At 63.1% G+C, this 23,151-nt stretch carries 24 protein-coding genes; all 24 read right to left on the reverse strand.

Annotation, left to right across the window (positions count from 1 at the left end; all coding sequences use genetic code 11):
• Positions 1–98: 98 nt before the first annotated feature.
• On the reverse strand, positions 99–1,799 hold the full coding sequence (ureC, locus tag AC09SL_RS18165) for an urease subunit alpha (protein WP_058546571.1): 1,701 nt from the start codon (positions 1,797–1,799) through the stop codon (positions 99–101).
• 127 nt (positions 1,800–1,926) lie between these two features.
• Positions 1,927–2,235, reverse strand: a complete 309-nt coding sequence (locus AC09SL_RS18170) for an urease subunit beta (RefSeq protein ID WP_064107018.1) — start codon at positions 2,233–2,235, stop codon at positions 1,927–1,929.
• Entirely contained in the window at positions 2,232–2,765 is a 534-nt protein-coding gene (locus AC09SL_RS18175) for a GNAT family N-acetyltransferase (RefSeq protein WP_058546573.1), read from the reverse strand. Before AC09SL_RS18175 ends, AC09SL_RS18170 begins: the two co-directional genes overlap by 4 nt.
• A 7-nt stretch (positions 2,766–2,772) precedes the next feature.
• The gene (locus AC09SL_RS18180; protein WP_058546574.1) at positions 2,773–3,306 is read right to left on the reverse strand and encodes a GNAT family N-acetyltransferase; all 534 of its coding nucleotides are present in this window, start codon (positions 3,304–3,306) and stop codon (positions 2,773–2,775) included.
• Positions 3,307–3,315: 9 nt separating this feature from the next.
• Positions 3,316–3,618, reverse strand: coding sequence for an urease subunit gamma (gene ureA / locus AC09SL_RS18185; protein WP_003197350.1), 303 nt, complete (start codon positions 3,616–3,618; stop codon positions 3,316–3,318).
• A 277-nt stretch (positions 3,619–3,895) separates the two neighbouring features.
• Positions 3,896–4,738, reverse strand: a complete 843-nt coding sequence (locus AC09SL_RS18190) for an urease accessory protein UreD (protein ID WP_058546575.1) — start codon at positions 4,736–4,738, stop codon at positions 3,896–3,898.
• 31 nt (positions 4,739–4,769) lie between these two features.
• Positions 4,770–5,468: an urea ABC transporter ATP-binding subunit UrtE gene (gene urtE / locus AC09SL_RS18195; RefSeq protein ID WP_058546576.1), complete on the reverse strand. Its 699-nt coding sequence runs from the start codon at positions 5,466–5,468 to the stop codon at positions 4,770–4,772.
• 168 nt (positions 5,469–5,636) lie between these two features.
• Positions 5,637–6,509: an urea ABC transporter ATP-binding protein UrtD gene (urtD, locus tag AC09SL_RS18200; RefSeq protein ID WP_064107023.1), complete on the reverse strand. Its 873-nt coding sequence runs from the start codon at positions 6,507–6,509 to the stop codon at positions 5,637–5,639.
• Positions 6,509–7,585, reverse strand: a complete 1,077-nt coding sequence (urtC, locus tag AC09SL_RS18205; protein ID WP_058545693.1) for an urea ABC transporter permease subunit UrtC — start codon at positions 7,583–7,585, stop codon at positions 6,509–6,511. The genes urtD and urtC overlap by 1 nt, the downstream gene beginning before the upstream one ends.
• Positions 7,585–9,081 carry an urea ABC transporter permease subunit UrtB gene (gene urtB / locus AC09SL_RS18210; protein WP_058545694.1) on the reverse strand — a complete coding sequence of 499 codons (1,497 nt, stop codon included), beginning with the start codon at positions 9,079–9,081 and terminating at the stop codon, positions 7,585–7,587. The genes urtC and urtB overlap by 1 nt, the downstream gene beginning before the upstream one ends.
• A 126-nt stretch (positions 9,082–9,207) precedes the next feature.
• Entirely contained in the window at positions 9,208–10,473 is a 1,266-nt protein-coding gene (gene urtA, locus AC09SL_RS18215; RefSeq protein ID WP_058545695.1) for an urea ABC transporter substrate-binding protein, read from the reverse strand.
• 405 nt (positions 10,474–10,878) lie between these two features.
• On the reverse strand, positions 10,879–11,889 hold the full coding sequence (locus tag AC09SL_RS18220) for a FecCD family ABC transporter permease (RefSeq protein WP_058545696.1): 1,011 nt from the start codon (positions 11,887–11,889) through the stop codon (positions 10,879–10,881).
• On the reverse strand, positions 11,886–12,833 hold the full coding sequence (locus AC09SL_RS18225) for an ABC transporter substrate-binding protein (RefSeq protein WP_058545697.1): 948 nt from the start codon (positions 12,831–12,833) through the stop codon (positions 11,886–11,888). The genes AC09SL_RS18220 and AC09SL_RS18225 overlap by 4 nt, the downstream gene beginning before the upstream one ends.
• A complete protein-coding gene (locus tag AC09SL_RS18230; protein WP_058545698.1) occupies positions 12,830–13,618 on the reverse strand; it encodes an ABC transporter ATP-binding protein in 789 nt (262 codons plus the stop codon). Before AC09SL_RS18230 ends, AC09SL_RS18225 begins: the two co-directional genes overlap by 4 nt.
• Before the next feature lie 232 nt (positions 13,619–13,850).
• A complete protein-coding gene (locus AC09SL_RS18235; RefSeq protein ID WP_058543636.1) occupies positions 13,851–15,230 on the reverse strand; it encodes a PepSY-associated TM helix domain-containing protein in 1,380 nt (459 codons plus the stop codon).
• A gap of 202 nt (positions 15,231–15,432) precedes the next feature.
• A complete protein-coding gene (locus AC09SL_RS18240) occupies positions 15,433–17,559 on the reverse strand; it encodes a TonB-dependent copper receptor (protein WP_058543637.1) in 2,127 nt (708 codons plus the stop codon).
• Between the two features lie 83 nt (positions 17,560–17,642).
• Entirely contained in the window at positions 17,643–18,032 is a 390-nt protein-coding gene (locus AC09SL_RS18245; protein ID WP_058543641.1) for a DUF2946 domain-containing protein, read from the reverse strand.
• A 57-nt stretch (positions 18,033–18,089) separates the two neighbouring features.
• Positions 18,090–18,569 (reverse strand): copper chaperone PCu(A)C, encoded by a 480-nt coding sequence (locus AC09SL_RS18250; RefSeq protein ID WP_058543638.1) that lies wholly within the window; start codon positions 18,567–18,569, stop codon positions 18,090–18,092.
• A gap of 47 nt (positions 18,570–18,616) precedes the next feature.
• Positions 18,617–19,015, reverse strand: a complete 399-nt coding sequence (locus AC09SL_RS18255; protein WP_058543639.1) for a DUF2946 domain-containing protein — start codon at positions 19,013–19,015, stop codon at positions 18,617–18,619.
• A 220-nt stretch (positions 19,016–19,235) separates the two neighbouring features.
• Complete coding sequence (locus AC09SL_RS18260) at positions 19,236–19,526, reverse strand: addiction module antidote protein (protein ID WP_024617344.1); 291 nt, start codon at positions 19,524–19,526, stop codon at positions 19,236–19,238.
• Between the two features lie 3 nt (positions 19,527–19,529).
• Positions 19,530–19,832, reverse strand: coding sequence for a type II toxin-antitoxin system RelE/ParE family toxin (locus tag AC09SL_RS18265; RefSeq protein WP_024617343.1), 303 nt, complete (start codon positions 19,830–19,832; stop codon positions 19,530–19,532).
• 192 nt (positions 19,833–20,024) lie between these two features.
• The gene (locus AC09SL_RS18270) at positions 20,025–20,753 is read right to left on the reverse strand and encodes a cobalt-precorrin-6A reductase (RefSeq protein ID WP_064107024.1); all 729 of its coding nucleotides are present in this window, start codon (positions 20,751–20,753) and stop codon (positions 20,025–20,027) included.
• Between the two features lie 11 nt (positions 20,754–20,764).
• Positions 20,765–21,862: a cobalt-precorrin-5B (C(1))-methyltransferase gene (locus AC09SL_RS18275; protein WP_058544607.1), complete on the reverse strand. Its 1,098-nt coding sequence runs from the start codon at positions 21,860–21,862 to the stop codon at positions 20,765–20,767.
• A complete protein-coding gene (locus AC09SL_RS18280) occupies positions 21,855–23,066 on the reverse strand; it encodes a bifunctional cobalt-precorrin-7 (C(5))-methyltransferase/cobalt-precorrin-6B (C(15))-methyltransferase (RefSeq protein ID WP_058544606.1) in 1,212 nt (403 codons plus the stop codon). Before AC09SL_RS18280 ends, AC09SL_RS18275 begins: the two co-directional genes overlap by 8 nt.
• Positions 23,067–23,151: the final 85 nt, after the last annotated feature.

Raw genomic sequence — 23,151 nt, forward strand, 5'->3', positions numbered from 1 at the left:
CCGAAAAAATGTGGGAGCGAGCTTGCTCGCGATGGCGGCGGCACATTCAACACGTATGCAAGCTGAACCACCGCTATCGAGCAAGCTCCCACACAGGATCAAAACAGGAAATAGCGCTGCGCCATCGGCAACACATCCGCCGGTTCACACCACAACAGCACGCCGTCGGCCTTGACCTGATAGGTCTGTGGGTCGACGTCGATGCTTGGCAGGTAATCGTTGTGGATCAGGTCGGTCTTCTGCACGTCGCGGCAGCCTTTGACCACGGCGATTCTCTTCTTCAACCCAAGCTGTTCCGGCAAACCGGCCTCGGCGGCGGCCTGGCTGATGAAGGTCAGGCAGGTGGCATGCCGCGAGCCGCCGTAGCTTGCGAACATCGGCCGGTAGTGCACCGGTTGCGGCGTCGGAATCGAGGCGTTGGCGTCGCCCATCAGGCTGGCGGCAATCGCCCCCCCTTTGAGGATCAGGGTCGGCTTGACGCCGAAGAACGCCGGGCGCCACAGCACCAGATCGGCCCACTTGCCCACTTCGATGGAGCCCACTTCATGGCTGATGCCATGGGTGATCGCCGGGTTGATGGTGTACTTGGCGATGTAGCGCTTGATGCGCAAGTTGTCGTTGCCTTCGCCATCGCCGGGCAGGGCGCCGCGTTGCTTCTTCATCTTGTCGGCGGTCTGCCAGGTGCGCGTGATGACTTCGCCGACGCGGCCCATGGCCTGGCTGTCGGAGCTGATCATCGAGAAGGCGCCCAGGTCATGGAGAATGTCTTCGGCGGCGATGGTCTCGCGGCGGATGCGGCTTTCGGCGAAGGCCACGTCTTCAGCGATGCTCGGGTCCAGGTGATGGCAGACCATGAGCATGTCCAGGTGTTCGTCGATGGTATTGCGAGTGAACGGTCGGGTCGGGTTGGTGGAGCTGGGCAGCACGTTAGGCAAGCCGCAGGCCTTGATGATGTCCGGTGCATGACCGCCGCCGGCGCCTTCGGTGTGGTAGGTGTGGATGGTGCGGCCCTTGAACGCGGCGAGGGTGGTTTCGACAAAACCGGACTCGTTGAGGGTGTCGGTGTGGATCGCCACCTGCACGTCATACTGGTCGGCCACGCTCAGGCAGTTGTCGATGGCCGCGGGTGTGGTGCCCCAGTCTTCGTGTAGTTTCAGGCCGATGGCGCCGGCCTTGACCTGCTCGATCAACGGCTCTGGCAGGCTGGCGTTGCCCTTGCCGGTGAAGCCAATGTTCATCGGGAAAGCGTCGGCAGCCTGGAGCATGCGCGCCAGGTGCCACGGGCCGGAGGTGCAGGTGGTGGCGTTGGTCCCGGTGGCTGGGCCGGTGCCGCCACCGATCATGGTGGTGACACCGCTCATCAGCGCTTCTTCGATCTGCTGCGGGCAGATGAAGTGGATGTGGGTGTCGATACCGCCGGCGGTGAGGATCATGCCTTCGCCGGCGATCACTTCGGTGCTGGCGCCGATGGCGATGGTCACGTCGGGCTGGATATCCGGGTTGCCGGCCTTGCCGATGGCAGCGATGCGCCCGTCCTTGAGGCCGACGTCGGCCTTGACGATGCCCCAGTGGTCGATGATCAGCGCGTTGGTGATCAGCGTGTCGACGACCTCGGCGGCCAGCAGCTGGCTCTGGCCCATGCCGTCGCGAATCACCTTGCCGCCGCCGAACTTCACTTCTTCGCCGTAGGTGGTGAAGTCTTTTTCCACTTCGATCCACAACTCAGTGTCGGCCAGGCGGACCTTGTCACCGACGGTGGGGCCGAACATGTCGGCGTAGGCTTGTCTCGAAATCTTCATGTGCTCGCCTTGAAACTCAATTGACTGTTGGACCGCTCGCATAGCTCGCTATCGCAGCCTTCGGCAGCTCCTACAGGGGAAATGTGTACACCTGTAGGAGCTGCCGAAGGCTGCGATCTTTTGATCTTTAATCCAGGTTGCCCATGACCCGCGCGGCAAACCCGAACACCCGGCGATGCCCGGCCAGGTCCACCAGTTCCACCTCGCGGCTCTGGCCTGGTTCGAAGCGCACCGCGGTGCCGGCCGGGATGTTCAGGCGCATGCCACGGCTGGCGGCGCGGTCGAAGGTCAGGGCGTCGTTGGTCTCGAAAAAGTGATAGTGCGAGCCAACCTGGATCGGCCGGTCGCCGCTGTTGGCGACGTTCAGCGTGAGCGTACGGCGGCCGACGTTGAGTTCGATGTCGCCAGGCTGGACCTGGTATTGCCCTGGAATCATTGCGGTTGCCCCAAAGTCTTGTAGTAAATGGCGGTCGGTGTGTAGGTCCCGTCCGGGCTCTGGCAGTAGTCGGGCAGTTCGCCGACGCGGATGTAGCCCATGGCGCGGTAGAACGCCTCGGCCTCGGAACCGGCCTCGGTGTCGAGGTACAGCAGGCCGCGCTTGTGCTGGCGGGCGCCGAGCTCCAGGGCGCTCATCAATTGCTGGCCCAGGCCCCGGCGACGGGCCTCGCCGCGCACCAGCAGCTTCTGCACTTCGGCGCGGTTGAGGCCGTTGGGTTTCTGGCACAAGGCAAGCTGGACGCTGGCCTGCACCTGTTCATCCTTGACCACCACCCACAGCAGCAAGTGGCCCTGGTCGAGGCTGGCCTGGACCTCGTCGAAATAGGCACGGGCCTGGACGGCATCGAGATCGGCCATGAACCCCACGCTGGCGCCGTACCCAACGGCGTCGAGCAACAGATCGATCAGACCCTGGCGATAATGCGCAAAGCTTTCGGCGTGGACTCGACGCAACTGGGCGGCGTTCATTGGCTTTTCACTCCTTGTTGACGGCAGGCGGTAGCGCCCCGGGGTTAAGGTTCAACTGCATGAAGGTCAGGTCCAGCCAGCGGCCGAACTTGGTACCCACCTCGGGCATCTGCCCGGTGGTGACGAAACCGGCCCGCTCGTGCAGGCGAATCGACGTCGTGTTGCCGCTTTCGATGGCGGCGACCATGACGTGTTTGCCGCAGGCCCTGGCGCGCTCGATCAACGCGCTCATCAGCCGTGGGCCGAGGCCGTTGCCGCGCTGGTCGCGGCAGACGTAGACCGAATGCTCCACGGTGTGCCGGTAACCATCGAAGGGGCGCCAGTCGCCGAACGAGGCATAGCCAAGCACGTTTTCATCGGCATCGACGATCACCAGCACCGGATAGCCCTGGGATTGCCGGGCGCTGAACCACGCCTGGCGATTGCCCAGGTCGACGGTCTGTTCGTTCCAGATCGCCGTGGTGTTGAGCACCGCGTCGTTGTAGATGTCGCGGATTGCCGGCAGGTCGGCAGGCCGCGCGTCACGAATGTGATAAATCATGCCGCGGCCTCAGGCGATGGGTTGGTGGACGGTGACCAGTTTGGTGCCGTCGGGAAACGTCGCTTCGACCTGGATTTCCGGGATCATTTCCGGGATGCCTTCCATCACCTGCTCGCGACTGAGCAGCGTGGTGCCGTAATGCATCAGCTCGGCCACGGTCTGGCCGTCACGGGCGCCTTCGAGCAAGGCCGCGGAAATATAGGCCATGGCTTCCGGGTAGTTGAGCTTCAAGCCACGGGCCAACCGTCGTTCGGCGACGAGGCCGGCGGTGAAGATCAGCAGCTTGTCTTTTTCGCGTGGGGTCAGGTCCATGTGCAATCCATAAGGGCAGATAAAAAAATTCGCTGTAAACCCATTTCCCTGTGGGGGCGGGCCAGGGGAAGCAAAGCCTGTGAAAGCAAAGCCTGTGAAAGCAAACCCTGTGAAAGCAAACCCTGTGAAAGCAAACCTGTGGGAGCAAAGCTTGCTCGCGATAGCCGCGCCTCGGTCGATCAGAAGGACCGCGTTATCGTTCATCGCGAGCAAGCGTTGCTCCCACAGAAATTCATTGCTTCGACTTGCATGGTATCGCTCCCACAGAAAAGCAAATTCAGGTACTCCAGATTCTCGGTGGCAGGGCCTCTCGTCCAAGCAACGCAGGCCTGAGCAAACGCCACAATTCAATCAACCACCCCCGCGCCAGCAGCGCCTCGCTCGCCAGGCAGCGGGCCACGACCAGGCCGGGTAATTGGGTCAGGTCGCCACGTACGTCATGGCCCAGGGATCGGCATCGCTCCAGCAGCTCGCTGTCGATCTCGCCGGTCACCAACAACGTGGCAAACACCGGATCGCCGCCCAGCCCGATGGGTGAATCGAGCAACCCATCACCGCCCACAATGCGCTGGCGCTCGTGCCACAGCAACTGGCCGTCGCGGCGAATGTCCAGGCGTGACTGGAAGTGCCCCAGGTCGAACCGCTCGCCGCTGGCCGGTCGGCCGAGGGCAACCATGTCCCAGTAGAACAGGCGCCCGTCGCCCTGCAGGTCGATGCAGGTGCTGAGTTCGGCCTGGGCCGCGCTGAAGACGATGGTTTCCTGGGGCAGCCATTCCAGGGTCGCGCCGGGGGCCACGCTCAGGGTCAACTGCTGGTACGCAGGGCCTGCGGCGCGATACCACTTGGCCGCGCCGGGGCTGGTCAACTGCGCCCAGGCACCTGGGCCGACGTCGGCCGAGATGTCCAGTCGGTCACCGCCGGCAATCCCGCCGGGCGGGTGGACGATGATGTGCTGGCACACCTCGGGGCCTTCGGCATACAGGTGCTTCTGCACCCGCAGCGGGCCTTTATGACGGCGCTGTACCGGGCGTGTGCACTCGCCGAAGCGGGCGTAACCCAAGTCCAGCTCGGCGTGCCAGCTGGGGGTGAACAGGGCGGATGGCGAAACAGGTAGATTCATGATTTTCTGATTATCGTCAGGACGCTACAGACTAGATCGTAACCAGCCCGCGCACACCCTCGGCTTCCATGTTTTCTCCGCGCCCCTGCTGCACGATCTCGCCCCGGGACATCACCAGGTACTGATCGGCCAGCTCGGCGGCGAAGTCGTAGAACTGCTCCACCAGCAAAATTGCCATGTCGCCCCGGGCCGCCAGTTTCTTGATGACCACGCCGATCTCCTTGATCACCGACGGTTGGATGCCTTCGGTGGGCTCGTCGAGAATCAGCAGGCGCGGACGGCTGGCCAGGGCCCGGCCAATGGCGAGTTGCTGTTGCTGGCCGCCGGACAGGTCGCCGCCACGGCGCTGTTTCATTTGCAGCAGCACCGGGAACAATTCGTAGATAAACGCCGGCACCTCCTTGGCTTCGGAGCCGGGAAAGCGCGACAGGCCCATCAGCAGGTTTTCTTCCACCGTCAGCCGCCCGAAAATCTCCCGGCCCTGGGGCACGTAGGCAATGCCGGCATGCACCCGTTGGTGTGGCTTGAAGGTGGTGATGGCTTTGCCTTCCCAATTCACCACGCCTTCCTTGGCTGGCAACAGACCCATCAGGCATTTGAGCAGGGTGGTCTTGCCCACGCCGTTGCGCCCCAGCAGGCAGGTCACCTCGCCGACCTTGGCGTCGAACGACAGGCCGCGCAGGATGTGGCTACCGCCGTAGTACTGGTGCAGTTTGTCGACTTGCAGCATGTCTTGAATCCCCCCTCAAGTCCCCTGTGGAAGTAATGGCTTTCTGTGGGAGCAAAGCTTGCTCGCGATAACAGCACCTCGGTCTGTCAGAAGGACCGCGTTTTCGTTCATCGCGAGCAAGCTTTGCTCCCACAGGCGCGCTCCCACAGGGGGAGTGTGTTTGCAGGTCTACCGCCCGAGATACACCTCGATCACCCGCTCATTTTCCTGTACCTGCTCCAGCGACCCTTCGGCCAGCACGCTGCCCTGGTGCAACACGGTGACGTGGTCGGCAATCGCGCCGACGAAGCCCATGTCGTGTTCCACCACCATCAGTGAATGCTTGCCCGCCAAGGACTTGAACAGCTCGGCGGTGAACTCGGTTTCGGCGTCGGTCATGCCTGCCACCGGCTCGTCGAGCAGCAGCAGTTGCGGGTCTTGTACCAGCAGCATGCCAATCTCCAGGAACTGCTTTTGCCCGTGGGACAGCAGCCCGGCGGCGCGGTTGACTGAGGAGGTGAGGCGGATGGTCTCGAGCACTTCGTTGATCCGCTCGTGTTGCTCGCCAGTGAGTCTGGCCCGCAGGCTGGCCCACACCGATTTGTCGGTCTTGAGCGCCAGCTCCAGGTTCTCGAACACGCTCAGCGCTTCGAACACCGTGGGCTTCTGGAACTTGCGACCGATGCCGGCCTGGGCGATCGCCACTTCGCTCATGCTGGTCAGATCCAGGGTTTCGCCGAACCAGGCCTTGCCATGGCTGGGGCGGGTCTTGCCGGTGATCACGTCCATCAGCGTGGTCTTGCCGGCGCCGTTGGGGCCGATGATGCAGCGCAGTTCGCCGACGCCGATGTACAGGTTCAAAGCGTTCAAGGCCTTGAAACCGTCGAAACTGACGCTGATGTCTTCCAGGGTCAGGATGGTGCCGTGACGGGTGTTCAGGCCCACGCCGGCTGCCTGGCCGAGGCCGATGGCGTCGCGGCTGCTGCCTTGGTCCCGATTGGCATCGACAGGGGGTTCGAGGATGGGTTCGAGCATGAAATCCGCCGTTGGTGTGATTCGCATCATTCGCCCCTTTTCTTCAGCAGCCCGATCACACCCTTGGGCAGATACAAGGTCACGACGATGAACAGTGCGCCAAGGAAGAACAGCCAATATTCGGGAAACGCCACGGTGAACCAGCTCTTCATGCCATTGACCACGCCGGCACCCAGCAACGGCCCGATCAGCGTGCCGCGCCCGCCGAGGGCGACCCACACGGCGGCCTCGATGGAGTTGGTCGGCGACATTTCGCTGGGGTTGATGATGCCCACCTGCGGCACGTACAACGCCCCGGCCAGGCCGCACAACACCGCGCTCAATACCCAGACGAACAGCTTGAAACCACGGGGATCGTAGCCGCAGAACATCAGGCGGTTTTCCGCGTCACGCAGGGCGGTCAGTACTCGGCCGAACTTGCTGCGGGCCAGGCGCCAGCCGATGAACAGGCTCGCCACCAGCAACACCACCGTGGCCAAAAACAGCACCGCCCGGGTGCCCGGCTCAGTGATGCCAAAGCCCAGGATCGAACGGAAATTGGTGAAGCCGTTGTTGCCGCCAAACCCGGTTTCGTTGCGGAAAAACAGCAGCATCCCGGCGAAGGTCAGGGCCTGGGTCATGATCGAGAAATACACACCCTTGATCCGCGAGCGGAACGCGAAAAAGCCGAACACCAGCGCCAGCAAACCGGGCGCCAGCATCACCAGGCACATGGCCCAGAGGAAACTGTCGGTGCCGGCCCAGTACCAGGGCAGCTCGTTCCACGACAAGAAAGTCATGAACGCCGGCAAGCCATCGCCGGCGGCCTGGCGCATCAAGTACATCCCCATGGCGTAGCCGCCCAGGGCGAAGAACAGGCCGTGCCCCAGGGACAACAGACCGGCGTAGCCCCAGACCAGGTCCAGCGCCAGGGCGACGATGGCGTAGCAGAGAATCTTGCCCACCAGGGTCAGGGTATACGCCGAGACGTGCAGCGGATGGTCCGTTGCCAGCAGCGACAGCAACGGCAGGCTCAGCAGCACTGCCAGGATCACCGCGCCGACGACGAGGGTGACTTTGGGACCGGCCTTTTGCGTGGCCGTGAGCATCAGGGGCTGGTTCATCAGTCGATTACCCGTCCTTTGAGCGCGAAGAGGCCTTGCGGACGCTTCTGGATGAACAGGATGATCAGCGCGAGGATCAGGATCTTGCCGAGCACGGCGCCGATTTGCGGTTCGAGGATCTTGTTGGCGATGCCCAGGCCGAACGCAGCGAACACGCTACCGGCCAACTGGCCGACGCCGCCGAGCACCACCACCAGGAACGAGTCGATGATGTAGCTCTGGCCCAGGTCCGGACCGACGTTGCCGATCTGGCTCAGGGCCACGCCACCGAGCCCGGCGATGCCCGAGCCGAGGCCGAAGGCAAGCATGTCCACCCGGCCGGTGGGCACGCCGCAGCAGGCGGCCATGTTGCGGTTCTGGGTCACGGCGCGCACGTTCAGGCCCAGGCGCGTCTTGTTCAAAAGCAGCCAAGTCAACACCACCACGAACAGCGCGAAGGCAATGATCACGATGCGGTTGTACGGCAGCACCAGGTTCGGCAACACCTGGATCCCGCCCGACAACCAGGCCGGGTTGGCGACTTCGACGTTCTGCGCGCCGAACAGCAGGCGCACCAGTTGGATCAACATCAGGCTGATGCCCCAGGTGGCGAGCAGGGTTTCCAACGGGCGCCCATAGAGGTGGCGAATGACCGTGCGCTCCAGGGCCATGCCGATGACGGCGGTGATGAAAAACGCCACCGGCAGGGCGATCAGCGGATAGAACTCGATGGCGTTCGGGGCGAAGCGCTGGAACAGCAACTGCACCACGTAGGTGGAATAGGCGCCCAACATGAGCATCTCGCCATGGGCCATGTTGATCACCCCCAGCAGGCCGAAGGTGATGGCCAGGCCGAGGGCGGCGAGCAGCAGGATCGAACCCAGGGACATGCCGCTGAAGGCTTGGCCCAGCAACTCGCCCACCAGGAGTTTGCGTTTGACCTGGCTGAGGCTGGTTTCGGCCGCGGTGCGCACAGCGGCATCGGTTTCGACGCCGGGTTCGAGCAAACCTTCCAGGCGGGTGCGGGCCAGTGGATCGCCGGTTTCCCCCAGCAGGCGGACGGCGGCCAGGCGCACGTTCGGGTTGGTGTCCACCAGTTGCAGGTTCGCCAGGGCCAGGCTCAGGGCGGCATGCACGTCTTCGTCTTGCTCGCCGGCCAGTTGCCGGTCGAGAAAGGCCAGTTGGGCCGGGCGCGCGCTTTTTTGCAGTTGCTGGGCGGCGGCCAGGCGCGCATTGGCGTCGGCGGCGAGCAGTTGATGACTGGCCAGGGCGGTTTCGATCAGCCCTCGCAAGCGATTGTTCAGACGCAGGGTCTTGGGCTGGCCGTCGACGGTCAACTGGCCTTGTTGCAAGGCGTTGATCAGTTCGACACGCTCAGGTTCCGGTTGCGCGGCCCAGGATTGCAGGAGTTTGGCCTGCTGGGTCGGGTTGGCGGCGACGAAGTCTTCGGCGTCGCCGGCGTGGGCGGCCATTGGTAGCAGCAAACATGCTAGGAGGAACAAACGATAAAGGGACATAGCTACGTCCTGTAAGGCGACGACGGACCCTGTGGGAGCAAAGCTTGCTCGCGATGACGGTGTGTCTGGATGACCGCGATCGCGAGCAAGCTTTGCTCCCACGGAGTTAGGGGCTTGTTCCCAGGCTCAGTTGCTCTTCACCGCATAGTCAGGCTTCTTGTCGTTGCCTTCGATGAACGGGCTCCACGGTTGGGCGCGGATCGGGCCTTCGGTCTGCCAGACCACGTTGAACTGACCGTCGGCCTGGATCTCGCCGATCATCACCGGCTTGTGCAGGTGGTGGTTGGTCTTGTCCATGGTCAGGGTGTAGCCCGACGGTGCGTCGAAGGTCTGGCCGGCCAGGGCTTCGCGGACTTTGTCGACGTCGGTGGACTTGGCTTTTTCCACGGCTTGCGCCCACATATGGATGCCGACGTAAGTGGCTTCCATCGGGTCGTTGGTCACTGCTTTGTCGGCGCCTGGCAGGTTCTTGGCCTTGGCGTAGGCTTTCCAGGAATCGACGAATTTCTTGTTCGCCGGGTTATCCACGGATTCGAAGTAGTTCCACGCCGCCAGGTTGCCTACCAGTGGCTTGGTGTCGATGCCGCGCAGTTCCTCTTCGCCCACCGAGAACGCCACGACCGGTACGTCGGTGGCTTTGAGGCCCTGGTTCGCCAGTTCTTTATAGAACGGCACGTTGGAGTCGCCGTTGACCGTGGAAATGACCGCGGTCTTGCCGCCGGCCGAGAATTTTTTGATGTTGGCCACGATGGTCTGGTAATCGCTGTGGCCGAACGGGGTGTAGACCTCTTCGATGTCCTTGTCCGCCACACCTTTGGAGTGCAGGAACGAGCGCAGGATCTTGTTGGTGGTGCGCGGGTAGACGTAGTCGGTGCCCAACAGGAAGTAGCGCTTGGCACTGCCGCCTTCTTCGCTCATCAGGTATTCCACCGCCGGAATCGCCTGTTGGTTCGGCGCCGCACCGGTGTAGAACACGTTTGGCGACATCTCTTCACCTTCGTATTGCACCGGGTAGAACAGCAGCCCGTTGAGTTCTTCGAACACCGGCAACACGGATTTACGCGACACCGACGTCCAGCAGCCGAAGACCACGGCGACCTTGTCCTGGGTCAGCAACTGGCGGCCCTTCTCGGCGAACAGCGGCCAGTTCGACGCCGGGTCCACGACCACCGCTTCAAGCTGCTTGCCGTTCACACCACCCTTGGCGTTGATCTCATCAATGGTCATCAACGCCATGTCCTTGAGGGACGTCTCGGAGATCGCCATGGTGCCGGACAGCGAATGCAGGATGCCGACCTTGATGGTCTCGGCGGCTTGGACGGTCCAGGCCATGCCCATCGCGGCAATGCTTGCCGAGAGTGTAAAAGCCTTGATCAAGCTACGACGCTTCATTGTGCGATCTCCGTGGTCTTTTGAGTTTTTTTCGAGGGCAGATGCAAACGCTGAAAGCGCTTTTGCAAGGGGTGTGCCCGGTTGGGGGAAGGCCAGGAAACACGGGAGTAGCGCACAGGGGGAGCAGAGCAGTGCACCATGAGCGAACGCGTCATGGGGGCTGGTGCGAAGGGGTGCGCCACATTGGGGCGAGAGAGTTGCAAGTCGGTTACAGTTCAATTGTGGCGAGGGGATTTTATCCCCGCTGGGCCGTAGGAGCTGTCGAGCGAGCGAGGCTGCGATCTTGTCCCAGGCAATTGAGTCGCGAATGAAAGCTCAAGATCAAAAGATCGCAGCCTTCGGCAGATCCTACAGAGTCCAGCGGGGATAAATCCCCTCGCCACAGGGAAGGGGTGTTGATAAGTATCAGCGACGGCGCATCAGACCGATAAAAAACAGTCCGCCGATAGCGGCTGTCGCGATCCCAATCGGCAAGTCTTCCGGCGCAATCAGCGTCCGCGCCGCCACGTCCACCCACACCAGGAACAGGCTGCCAAGCAGCACACAAGCCGGCAGCAACCGCCGATGCTCGGCGCCCACCAGGCGCCGGGCAATGTGCGGCACCATCAGCCCGACAAAACCAATCGAGCCGCTGATGGACACCAGCACGCCGGTCATCAGCGAGGCGATCAAGAAGATCCACAACCGCACCTTCGCCGCGTTCAGGCCCAGGGTCACGGCGGTCTGTTCGCCGGCCATCAGCGCGTTCAGCGGCCGGGCCATGCCCAGCAGCAACACCAGCCCCAGCACCACACTGGCCGCTGGCACCACCAGCAATTCCCAGCGGGCCAGGCCCAGGCCGCCGAGCATCCAGAACATCACCGCCGAACTGGCGCGATGGTCACCGAGGAACAACAGCAGGTTGGCCGCCGCCATCATCACGAAGGACACCGCCACGCCGCACAACAACAGGCGATCACTTTCCAGACGGCCCTGGCGGGCAGCGATGGTCAGCACCAGCAGCATGCTCAGCAGCGCACCGATGAACGCCGCCAGCGGCAGGGTCAGCAGGCCGACAATCTCGCCGACATGCAGCACCACGATGACCGCTCCCAAGGTCGCGCCGGACGTGACACCCAGCAAATGCGGATCGGCCAGCGGGTTGCGCGTGACCGCCTGCAGCACCGCACCGATCAACGCCAGCCCGGCGCCGACCAGGGCACCGAGCAGCAGCCGCGGGACGCGGATCAGCCACACGATATGCTCCTGGCCGGGCGTCCAATGCACGTCACCCACCCCGAAGGCCTTGTTCAGCAGGATGTCCCAGACCACGGCCAGCGGCACCCGCGCCGGTCCGAAACCCAGGGACACCACGCATGACACCAGCAGCAGTGCGCCGAGGAACATCAGCAGGGCGCCGTAGCGACGACCGTTCATTGGCCGTGAAAACCCCGCGCCAGGGTTTGCACCGCCAGCACGTTATCGATGCCCGGGGTGGCCTGCACGTAGGGAATTACAATGAAGCGCCGTTGCTGGATCGCCTCCACCGATTGCAGGGCCGGGTTGTTCAACAAGAATTGTTGCTTCTGCTCGGCGCTGACTTCGCCGTAGTCGACGATCACGATGACCTGCGGGTTGCGCTCGACCACGTTCTCCCAGTTCACCCGGGTCCAACTGGTTTCCACATCATCGAGGATATTGCGCCCACCGGCCGCGTCGATCAGGGCCTGGGGCATGCCCAGGCGCCCGGAGGTCATGGCGCGGTCCTCGCCGCTGTCGTACAGGAACACGCGCGGTTGCTGGGCGGGCAGGTGCTTGCGCACTTCGGCCACCTGGGCCTGCATCGTGGTGATCAGCGCGTTGGCGCGATCTTGCACGTCGAAGATCTTCCCGAGGTTGCGCAGGTCGTTGTAGGTGTCCTCCAGGGAGGCCGCTGGACGCTTCATCACGAACGCGCAGGATTCGGTCAGTTCGTACACGTTGATGCCCAGCGGTTGCAGGGTCTGTGGGGTCAGGTCGCCGCCCACGCGCATGCCGTAGTCCCAGCCGGCGAAGAAAAAATCCACGTTGGCATTGAGCAGGGTTTCCACCGAGGGGTATTTGGCGGCCAGTTCCGGCAGGCCATCGAGGATCCTGGCCATCTCGGGCGTCACCGATTTCCAGCCGCTGATGCCGCTGTAGCCGACCATGCGCGGCTTGAGGCCCAGGGCGAGCATCATCTGGGTCATGTTGATGTCGTGGCTGACCGCGTGCCGAGGTGCCTCGTTGAACACCACCTGGCGGTTGCAGCTTTGGATCGTCAACGGGTAGTGGGTGGCTTCGGCCAGAGCGTGGGCACTGCCCAGCAGCAGGGGCAGCAACAGCAGGGAACGCAAGGTCATGGTTGGGTTATCCAGGTGATTCGTGGGTAGCCAGACAGGGGATGTTCATCCACCAGCGCGTCGATGCCGAACACCTCGCGCAACAACTCGACGGTGAGGACATCCTTGGGCGTGCCGCTGGCGACGATGCGCCCGTGTTCGATCACGTACAGGCGGTCGCAGAAGGCGGCGGCCAGGTTCAGGTCGTGGAGGCTGGCGAGGGTGCCGATGCCCAGGCCCTTGATCAGTTGCAGCAATTGCAATTGATAGTGGGGGTCGAGGTGATTGGTCGGTTCGTCGAGGATCAGCAACTGCGGTTGCTGGGCCAGGGCCCGGGCGAGGATCACCCGTTGCTTTTCACCGCCCGAGAGGGTGGCGAATGCATGGTCGCCAAAGCCTGCGAGCCCGGCCGATTCCAGGGCCTGGCGCACCAGCCGACGGTCGTCGTGATTGTCGCCGTCGAACAGGCCTTTGTGGGGCGTGCGGCCCATGGCGACCACTTCCTCGACCGTCAGGCCGAAGGCGTCGGGAAACTCTTGCAGCACCACGGCGATGCGTTGGGCGCACCAGCGCGAGGACTGTTTCCAGACGTTGTGATGCTCGAGTCTCACCTCGCCATGTTCCGGGCGGCTGAAGCGATAGGCGCAGCGCAACAGGCTGGTTTTGCCGCTGCCGTTGGGCCCGATCAACCCGACAAACTCACCGGCCGCCACCTGCAACGTCACGTCACGCAGCTGGAACTGGTGATGGCAGTGGCCATGGCCCAGGGGCGTCCAGGCGAGGTGGGAGAGGGTCAGGGAGGTCATGCAGCTACTCGGCATTTGGTTTGAAACACAAGTTTCTTTGTGAGAGCGGGCTTTGTGGGAGCAAGGCTTGCCCGCGATGAAAACGCCGCGGTCTCTTGAGGACCGCAGCGCCTGGATCGCGAGCAAGCTTTGCTCCCACAAAGCCCGCTCCCACAGCTTGAACTGTGTTCGTGGTTTGGAAAGCGGGCGCGATTGTAGAGGTTTCGCGCCGCCTTCCGTTAACGCACTGTCTTCAGCTTGAAGATGAGGCAATCTCAGGCTGGCGCTTGAGTCGGAGGATGAGGCGATCAAGCAACCACACCCCCACCAGCGAAGCCCCCACCAGCGGAAACACCACCGCCAGGGCCAGCATGATGAATACGCCGGTCTTCCAGGTCGGCAGGTCGTGACGCAGTGGCGGCACGCCGAACTTGCCTTCAGGCCGGCGCTTCCACCAGATCACCAGGCCGCTCACGGCGCTGAGCAGGATCATCAGGCAAATCAGCAGCACAATGATCTGGTTCAGCGGGCCGAACATCTTGCCTTCGTGCAGCATCACGCCCGTTTCGGTGGCGCGGGCCACTACGCCGTAGTGTTCCCAGCGCACATCGGCCAGGACCTTGCCGGTGTATTGGTCGACGTGCAGGGTGGCGTCGTTGCGCGGGTCGTCGGCGAACACGGCGATGGTGAACACACCGCTGGAAGTGGTGGGCAGGGTGATGCTGTAGCCGGGCGTGACCTGGCGTTCAGTGGCGATGTTCTGCACCGCTTGCAGGCTGACAGTCGGGGCGGCGGGGCCTTCGTGGATGCCGCCGTGGCCCATGTGCTCGGCATGGTCGCCGGACATCGGCATCGGCGTGTTTTCCACAGCCCATGGCACGGTCTGACGGTGGGCGTTGTTGAGGCTGCCGGCCTCGACATCTGATTTGGGCACGTCATTCCACATCGCCGCGGGGAAGCGGTTCCAGAGATTGGCGTATTGCTTGCCCCAGAAACCGGTCCAGGTCATGCCGCTGAGCAGCATCACCAGCAGCAATGCCGCGCCCCAGAAGCCAACGACTACGTGCAGGTCACGCCAGAATAGCCGACCGCGTGCACTCCAGCGCGGCCACAGCACTCCGGCCGATGATTGCCCGCGCGGCCACCACAGGTACAGCCCGGAGACCACCAGCACCACGCCCCAGCCGGCGGCCATTTCCACCAAGCGGTCACCGACGGTGCCGATCAGCAGTTCGCCGTGGATGGCCCGGGCCATGGCCTGCAGGTTGTTCTTCGCATCCTGCTCGCCGAGGACATCGCCGTGGTACGGGTCGATGAACACGTTCAGTTCCCGGCCCTGGTCGATCACCACGAATTGCGCGCTGCGCTCGGCGTTGACCGGCGGCAGGTATTGTTTGACCTGGCCTTGGGGGTAGGCCTGGCGGACCTGCTTGAGCAGGTCGTCCGCCGCCAGGGTGTGATGCCCGGCCGGCACGTTCAACAGGCTGCCGTACATCAGCGGATCGAGTTGCGGCTTGAACAGGTAAATGATGCCGGTCAGGGCCAGCATCACCATGAACGGCGCCACGAACAGCCCGGCATAAAAATGCCAGCGCCAGGCCAGGTTGTAGAAATTGGGTTTCGGTTGGCTCATTGCAAAGCGCTCCGCAGGGCTAATTGGGTTGTTATGTTTTTGGCGGTTGCTGCGCAACCGATCGCGGGCAAGCCTTGCTCCCACAGTATTTGTCATGCTGTGGGACAAGTTGTGCCCCCACAGCAATGAGATGCTTATGGGAGCAGTGCTTACCCCCTCAGCAATGAGATACCTGTGGGAGCAAGGCTTGCCCGCGATGCTTTTAGAAACTCATGTCCACCTTGGTCCAGAGCGTGCGCCCCGGTTCGTTGATGGCCTGCGGGTCGCTCGCCGGGTAGCCGAACCCGGCGTTGCCGGCCAGGTTCAAGTGCTCGGCGTAGGCTTTGCCGAACAGGTTGTCGACGCCGCTGCTGACCTTCCAGTGCTTGTTGATGCGGTAGGCGCCGTTGAGCGAGAACACGCCGAAGCCCGAGCTCTTGCCGTAGTCCTTGCCGACCACGTTGCCCTTGTTCTCGTCGACCCGGTGCTGCGCCGCCACCACACGCCACAGTGCGCCGGCGCTCCAGCGGTCTTCGCTGTAGGTCAGGCCCAGGCGTGCATCCAGCGGCGGCATTTGCGCCAGGGCGCTGCCGTCGCTGCTGTTCTTGCCCCAGGCGTAGGCCAGGGTGGCGTCGGCTTTCCAGCGCTCGGTCAGTTGATAGGCTGCGCCCAGTTCAGCGCCCATGATCCGCGCATCGATGTTCTCGGCCCGGGAGGTGGTGCCCATCATCCCGGGGGTGTAATCGAACAGGATGTAGTCGCGCACCTGCCCGACATAACCCGACGCCCAGGCTTCGAGGGTTTCGGTCTTGTACTGCAGGCCGAAGTCGAGCTGGGTGGTTTTCTCCGGCTTGATCGCGTCGAAGGCATTCAGTGAACCGCTGGGGCCGACGTTCGCCGAGAACAGCTCCCAGTAGTCCGGGAAGCGTTGCGCGTGACCCACACCGGCATAGAGGGTGGTGGGGCTGTCGTCCAGGTCGTGTTCGTAGCGGACGAAACCGCTGGGCAGGGTGTCGGCGCGGGTGTCATCGGCGGTGGGGTTGGGCCGGGCCGACATGCCGGAGCCGATGCTCTGGCGGTAATCCTTGGCCGAGGCACGGTCGAGCCGGGCGCCGGTGATCACTCTGTCGCGGTCGGCGGCGTACCAGGTCAGTTCGCCGAACACTCCGTAATTGTGGAAGTCGGCGTCCTTGGTGTACGGCAGGTCCTTATAGGTGTCCACGCCCATGCTGCTGCGTTGGCGATGCTCGTTGGTCTGCGCGTCCAGGCCACTGATCAGCTGCACATCGGCCCAGCGCCAGGTGGCCTTGATGCGGGCGCCGAGGGTACGGCGGTCGACGTTGGAGGCCATGGGCCCGGCCATCATGCCGGTGCCGGAGGGGGTGCGCAGCGTGTAGTTGTCCATCACGTGGTCGGCGTAGTTGTAGTAGACCTGGGCCTCGATCTTGTCCAGCACCTCGCCGATGTTCGAACGCTCGAACCGCAGCCCGAGGCTTTCGCGCTTGAACTGCGAGCCGTCCATGCTGCGCCCGGCGTAGCGTGCTTCACCGTCGCCCTTGCCGGCCGTCAATTCCAGTAGGGTATCGGCATCCGGCGTCCAGCCGAGGGTGACGTCGCCATTCCACTTGTCATAGCGCGACGGCACGGTGTCGTTGTTACCGTCGCGGTAATCGTCCGAATGCGCCGTGTTGCCGATCACCCGTACATAACCCAGCGGCCCACCGGCGGCGGCATCCACCACTTTGTCGAAACGACCGTTGGAGCCGGCCAGCACACTGGCGTTGACCCGGGTGCCGAGTTCGCCGAACTGTTCCGGCTCGCGCTCGAACAGCACCGTCCCGGCCGATGCGCCGGGGCCCCAGAGCACGGTTTGCGGGCCTTTGATAACCGTGAGCTTGTCGTAGGTCTCCGGCGATATGTAGGACGTCGGCGCGTCCATCCGGCCTGGGCAAGCACCCAACAGCATGCTGCCGTTGGTGAGGATGTTCAGCCGCGAGCCGAACATGCCGCGCAGAACCGGGTCGCCATTGGTGCCGCCGTTGCGCACCAGGGCGAAGCCGGGGATGGTCTTGAGGTAGTCGCCGCCGTCACTGGCCGGTACTGGCTGACGCGGGTCCTTGGGGTTGGTGACGACGGTCAGGGGCGAACTGGGGGCGATGGCGGTGATGACCGTCGGGCTCAGTTCTTCGACCTGATGGTCATGCTGCTCGTGCTCGTCGGCCAGCGAGAGTGGGGTGAGCAGCAGGCCGCAGAGTGCGGCGATGGTTTGGCGCAAACGAACCCGTGGCTCGTTCAGGGGGCAGCGAACTTGGGCAGAGCCCAACGCGGTACCAGCAGAAAACCTGGACATGATAATTCCATCGAACAGACGTAGACGACACGGTCGGGCAGCCTGGGGCTGTCTTATGCGACCGGGTTGGGTAAGTGTCGGGTTTACGCGTCGAAGGGCGGTGCGCGGGTGCGGGCACCCGGGAAGAACGCCGGCTGGGCATGGCCCAGGCGTGGGGAAGGACTGGTGTAGGTGTTGGTGTGGGGTGTGTCGAAAACGGCGAACGTGTGGCCGCCAGGCAGCGCGGGACAATTGAACAGCAGGCTGCAATAGCCGCATTTTTCCCACAACGCATGGTGCTCGCTCTGGGGCGGGCAGTGTTCGGCTGCCGGCGCTTCGTGCGCCGACATGTCCATGCTCATCTCCATGTTCATGTCCATGGACACAGGCATGGACATGCGCTGACCCATCGGCATCGACTGGGAAATCAGCGGACCGATAAAGATCATCAGCATGGCGAACAGGCTGATCCAACTGCCGCGTGTCAGGCTCATGGGCTGACGGCTGGGCATGGACGGCCTGGCGCGAAGTGGTTGCACGGGCGGCTACGACTACTGGTCGTGCATGTGTGTCTTGGTGCCGTCGGGGGCTTTTTTCTGCACCGCGACGTCGACCGTGACATCCCCTGCTTTTTCAAAATGCAGGGTCATGGCAAAGCGTTTGCCATCGCTGAGGAGGCTGCGGTCCTTCAGGTCCAGCAGCATCACGTGATACGCCATCGGCGCGAAGGTGACGGTGGCGCCAGGGGCGATGTCCACGACGGGCACCGGTTGCATTTTCATCAGGTCGTTTTGCATCACATGCTCATGGAGCTCGGCCTTGCCGGCAATCGGCGAGTCGACGCTGAGCAGCTTGTCGGCGGTGGTGCCGCCGTTGTGAATCACGAAGTACGCGGCCACGGTTGGCGCGTTGGGCGGCAACTCCTGGGACCACGGGTGGGCGATCTCAAGCTCGCCCACCTTGTACTGGTGAGCCTGGGCGAAGCCGACGGGAAGCAATAGGGCAGCCAGCAGGATAAGTCTGTTCAACATGGCAATTCTCCGGAACGATTCAGGGGCGCAGTTTTATGCGGGAAGAATCAGGCCAGAGGCGAGGCGCGGGGATTGAGGCTGGGCCATTGCCGGCGTGGCGTGGGGCTGTCGAGTTTGGAATGGACGGCACTGCGATGGGCCAGCTGTGCATCCAGATACAACTGCGGGACATGCCCGGTGAGTGCCACCAACGGCGCTGAGCCTGAGCAGCACCAGCAATGCTGCATGGTCGAGTGATTGTCTTTCTGCGGTGTGTCTTGTTCGAGTTTGCCCAGGGAAATCGCCAGCATCTTCGTGCCGCTGGAGGAGCAGAAACTGCCCCACAGCAGTTGTTCGGCTGGCGAATTGGCGGTTGCGCCACCGCTGTTGGAAAGCGGCATGGCAAGCATGTTGAACAGCACTGCGAAGCAGGCGATCCAGGCAAATGCAAGCCGTTGTCGGGACATGGGCGAATCCGCTCGATGGGCGATCAGGTGGCGGTATTTAGCCTGATCGGGGTTGAGAAGTAAAAAGGCCACGTGCGGTATAGGGTCGCAGGGCTGGTGTTAACAGTAGCAACAGATCTTCAAGTGAGTGCTTTTGTGGCGAGGGAGCAAGTTGCCTCGTCGTGTGTTTTTGATCAATCGGTATTCAATCACTCCAATACAGGAGGGAAGGGAACCTCTGTCAAATGGCCGTCGCATGTAACCTCAAGCCCAAAGCTTTCATGACTTTCATGATAGTTGTGAACTCTGGATTGCCCGTACTCCCCAGTGCTTTGTAAAGACTCTCTCGCCCCAGGCCTGCATCACGAGCAATCTGCGTCATGCCCTTTGCCCTGGCAATATCGTTAAGAGCTGCTCGAACCAGTACGCCGTCACCCGCATCCTCTTCAAAACAGGCATCCAGATAAGCGGCCATTTCCTCAGGCGTCTTGAGGTAAGTGGCTGCATCGAAACGTGTGAATTCTTCAGTCATGATTCACTCCTCATTACCCATGGTTTGCGCCATTTGAACAGCGCGTGCGATATCCCGTTTCTGAGTCGATTTGTCACCTCCCACAAGCAGCAGATAAAGCACGGAGCCTTGACGGGAGAAGTACACTCTGTAGCCCGGACCCGAGTGAATACGCATCTCATACACTGCGTTACCCACCGGTTCGCAATCACCAAAATTTCCATGCTCTGCCGATCGGAGCCTAGCAATGATGCGAGCTTTCCCAGCAATGTCCTTCAGCCCGTTAAGCCAGCTTGAGAATACTCGGGACTGTTCAAATTCGATCATTCGGATCGTATTCCTTGGGATACACATTGGCAAGCAGCACTTTCCTCGGCACGAGACGGGTCGCTCATGCTTAATGACTGCCAGGTGCTGCGGTGGGTATTAAGGAGCGGAACTATAGAATCGAACGTCTTGGACGAAACAGCCGGCTTCGTCTTGAAAACTTGTCAGAAATGTCGCGCGAATGTGCTGAATTCAGAACCCGTTTTGTACGGATAAAGCGTCCAGCATTTCATTGATCGCTCCAAACTCCCGATCCACCCCCGCCAACACCGGCCGTTTCAACACCAACACCGGCACCCCCCGCTCCCGCGCCACCTCCAGCTTCGGCTCGGTGGCCGTGCTGCCGCTGTTTTTGCTCACCAGCACATCGATCCGCCGCCGTTCGAACAGTTCGCGTTCACCGTCAATGTGAAACGGTCCACGGGCCCCAATCACTTCGCAGCGCTCATTACCGGGGTAAGCGTCCAGGGCACGCAAGGTCCAGAATTGCTCGGGCGGAATTTCATGCAGATGTTGCAGGGGTTCGCGACCTAGGGTGAAGAGGGGGCGGTGGAAGGGTTTCAGGGCCTGGATCAGTTCGGCCCAGTCGGCCACTTCGCGCCAGTCATCGCTGGCCTGGGGCTGCCATGCCGGGCGGCGCAGCGCCCAGCAGGGGATGGCGCAGGCGCGGGCCGCGTGGGCGGCGTTGTGGCTGATCTGGGCGGCGTAGGGGTGGGTGGCGTCCAGCAGCAGGTCGATGTCCTCGGCGCGGATGAATTGCGCCAACCCTTCGGCGCCGCCGTAGCCGCCGACGCGCACCTGGCAGGTCAGGTCGGTGGGGATGCGACCGATGCCGGCCAGGCTGTAGATGTGCTGGGGCCCGAGGGTGCGGGCGATGGCCAGGGCTTCGGTGACGCCGCCCAGCAGCAGGATACGTTTCATTTCAAGACTCTTCATGACAAGGCTCCCGCGTGGCCGACGATCCCGCCTTGGCGGTCGATGGCGAAGACTTCGACCTGGACCTGGGCCGGCACCACGCTGCGAGCGAAGGCCAGCGCGTGCGCGCACACCGCGTCACCCAGGGCGATGCCGGCGGCGCTGGCCATCGCCAGGGCCTGTTGGCTGGTGTTGGCTTCTCGGATGCCTTGCTGCAACGCCTCATTGGCACCGATGGCGGCGGCCCATTCGGCCAGTTGTGGCAGGTCGATGCTCGAGTGACGGCTGTGCAGGTCCATGTGGCCGGCGGCGAGTTTGCTGATTTTGCCAAAGCCGCCGCAAAGGCTGAGCTTTTCCACCGGGACCTTGCGCACATGCTTGAGCACGGCACCGACGAAATCGCCCATTTCGATCAGGGCGATTTCCGGCAGGTTGTAGACCCGACGCATGGTGTCTTCGCTGGCGTTGCCGGTGCAGGCGGCGATGTGCAGGTAGCCGTTGGTTTTTGCCACGTCGATGCCCTGGTGGATCGAGGCAATGTAGGCCGCGCAGGAGAACGGCCGGACGATGCCACTGGTGCCGAGGATCGACAGGCCGCCAAGAATCCCCAGTCGCGGGTTCATGGTTTTCAGCGCCAGGGCTTCGCCACCCTCGACATTGACCGTGACTTCGAAACCGCCGGTGTAACGGCTTTCCTCGGCCAGCCGGGCCAGGTGTTCGTTGATCATTTTGCGCGGCACCGGGTTGATCGCCGGTTCACCGACGCCCAGCACCAGCCCCGGTCGCGTCACCGTGCCGACGCCGCGACCCGCGACGAAACGCACCCCGGGCTCAGCAAGCAAGCGCACCTGGGAAAACAACAGGGCACCGTGGGTCACGTCCGGGTCATCGCCCGCATCCTTGATCGTCCCGGCTTCGGCGCCTTGTTCGGTCAGCCGGCAGAACTCCAGGCGCATCTGCACTTGCTTGCCCTTGGGCAATACGATTTCCACGGCATCGGCTTCGGTACCGCGCAGCAGTAATCGAGCCGCCGCCAGGCTGGTGGCCGTGGCGCAACTGCCGGTGGTCAGGCCGCTGCGCAAGGGGGCGGGTTGTTCGGCGGTTTCGTCACGCATCGAGAGGTTTCGTCAGGTCCAGCAAGGTGATCGGCAAGGCCTGGCGCCAGGTGTCGAACTCGCCCAAGGGCTGGGCCTGGGCGATGTGGATGCGGGTCAATTCACCGCCGTGACGTTCGCGCCAGTGCATCAGGGTCGTTTCGCTTTGCAGGGTCACGGCGTTGGCGACGAGTCGACCGCCGGGCTTGAGTTGGGCCCAGCAGGCGTCGAGCACGCCTTCGCGGGTGACGCCGCCACCGATGAACACCGCGTCCGGCCGCTCCAGGTTCTCCAGCGCCTGGGGGGCTTTGCCGCGAATCAGTTGCAAACCGGGCACGCCGAGGGTGTCACTGTTGCGTTCGATCAAGCGTTGGCGGCCTTCGTCGGCCTCGATGGCCAGGGCCCGGCAGCTGGGGTGGGCGCGCATCCATTCGATGCCGATGGAGCCGCTGCCGGCGCCGACATCCCAGAGCAGCTCGCCGGGTGTGGGGGCGAGGCGAGCGAGGGTGATGGCGCGCACATCGCGTTTGGTTAATTGGCCGTCATGTTCGAAAGCGGTGTCCGGCAAGCCGGCCAGGCGTGACAGGCGCGGTGTCGACGGTTCGGCCCGGCATTCGATGGCGATCAGGTTCAGGTCGGCGAAGGTGTCATCGGACCACTGCGCGGCGAAACCGTCGATCCGTCGTTCTGCCGCGCCACCCAAATGTTCCAGCACAGTCATGGCGCTCGGGCCGAATCCCCGCTCGCGCAATAACGTCGCCACGGCGGCAGGACTCTGGCGATCGTTGCTCAGCAGCAATAGCCTGAGACCTGTGGATAAGTGGACATTGAGCGCCGCCAGGGGCCGGGCCACCAACGACAGCGTGACCACGTCCTGTAGCGGCCAACCCATGCGTGCCGCGGCCAGAGAACAGGAGGAGGGCGCAGGGATGACCAGCATCTGATCACTCGGCACCTGTTTCGCCAGGCTGGCGCCCACGCCGTAGAACATCGGATCGCCGCTGGCCAGCACGCACACCGGTTCACCCTGCCGGGCAAGCAGCGGTTCCAGGGAGAACGGGCTGGGCCACAGCGCCCGTTGGCCGCGGATGCACAGCGGCAGCAGCGCCAGTTGGCGGTCGCTGCCGACAATGCGTGACGCCCGCAGCAAGGCATGGCGAGCCGTTCGGCCCAGGCCCTTGAAGCCGTCTTCACCGATGCCCACTACGGTCAGCCAGGGGGTCATCTCTGTTCCTCGAATAATTGGGTTGATCGACAGGCGTCTTGCCGCCGCGAACCGGGCCGCCATCATACCGCGCCCCGGAGGATCA

Source organism: Pseudomonas sp. PF05, assembly GCF_056521845.1.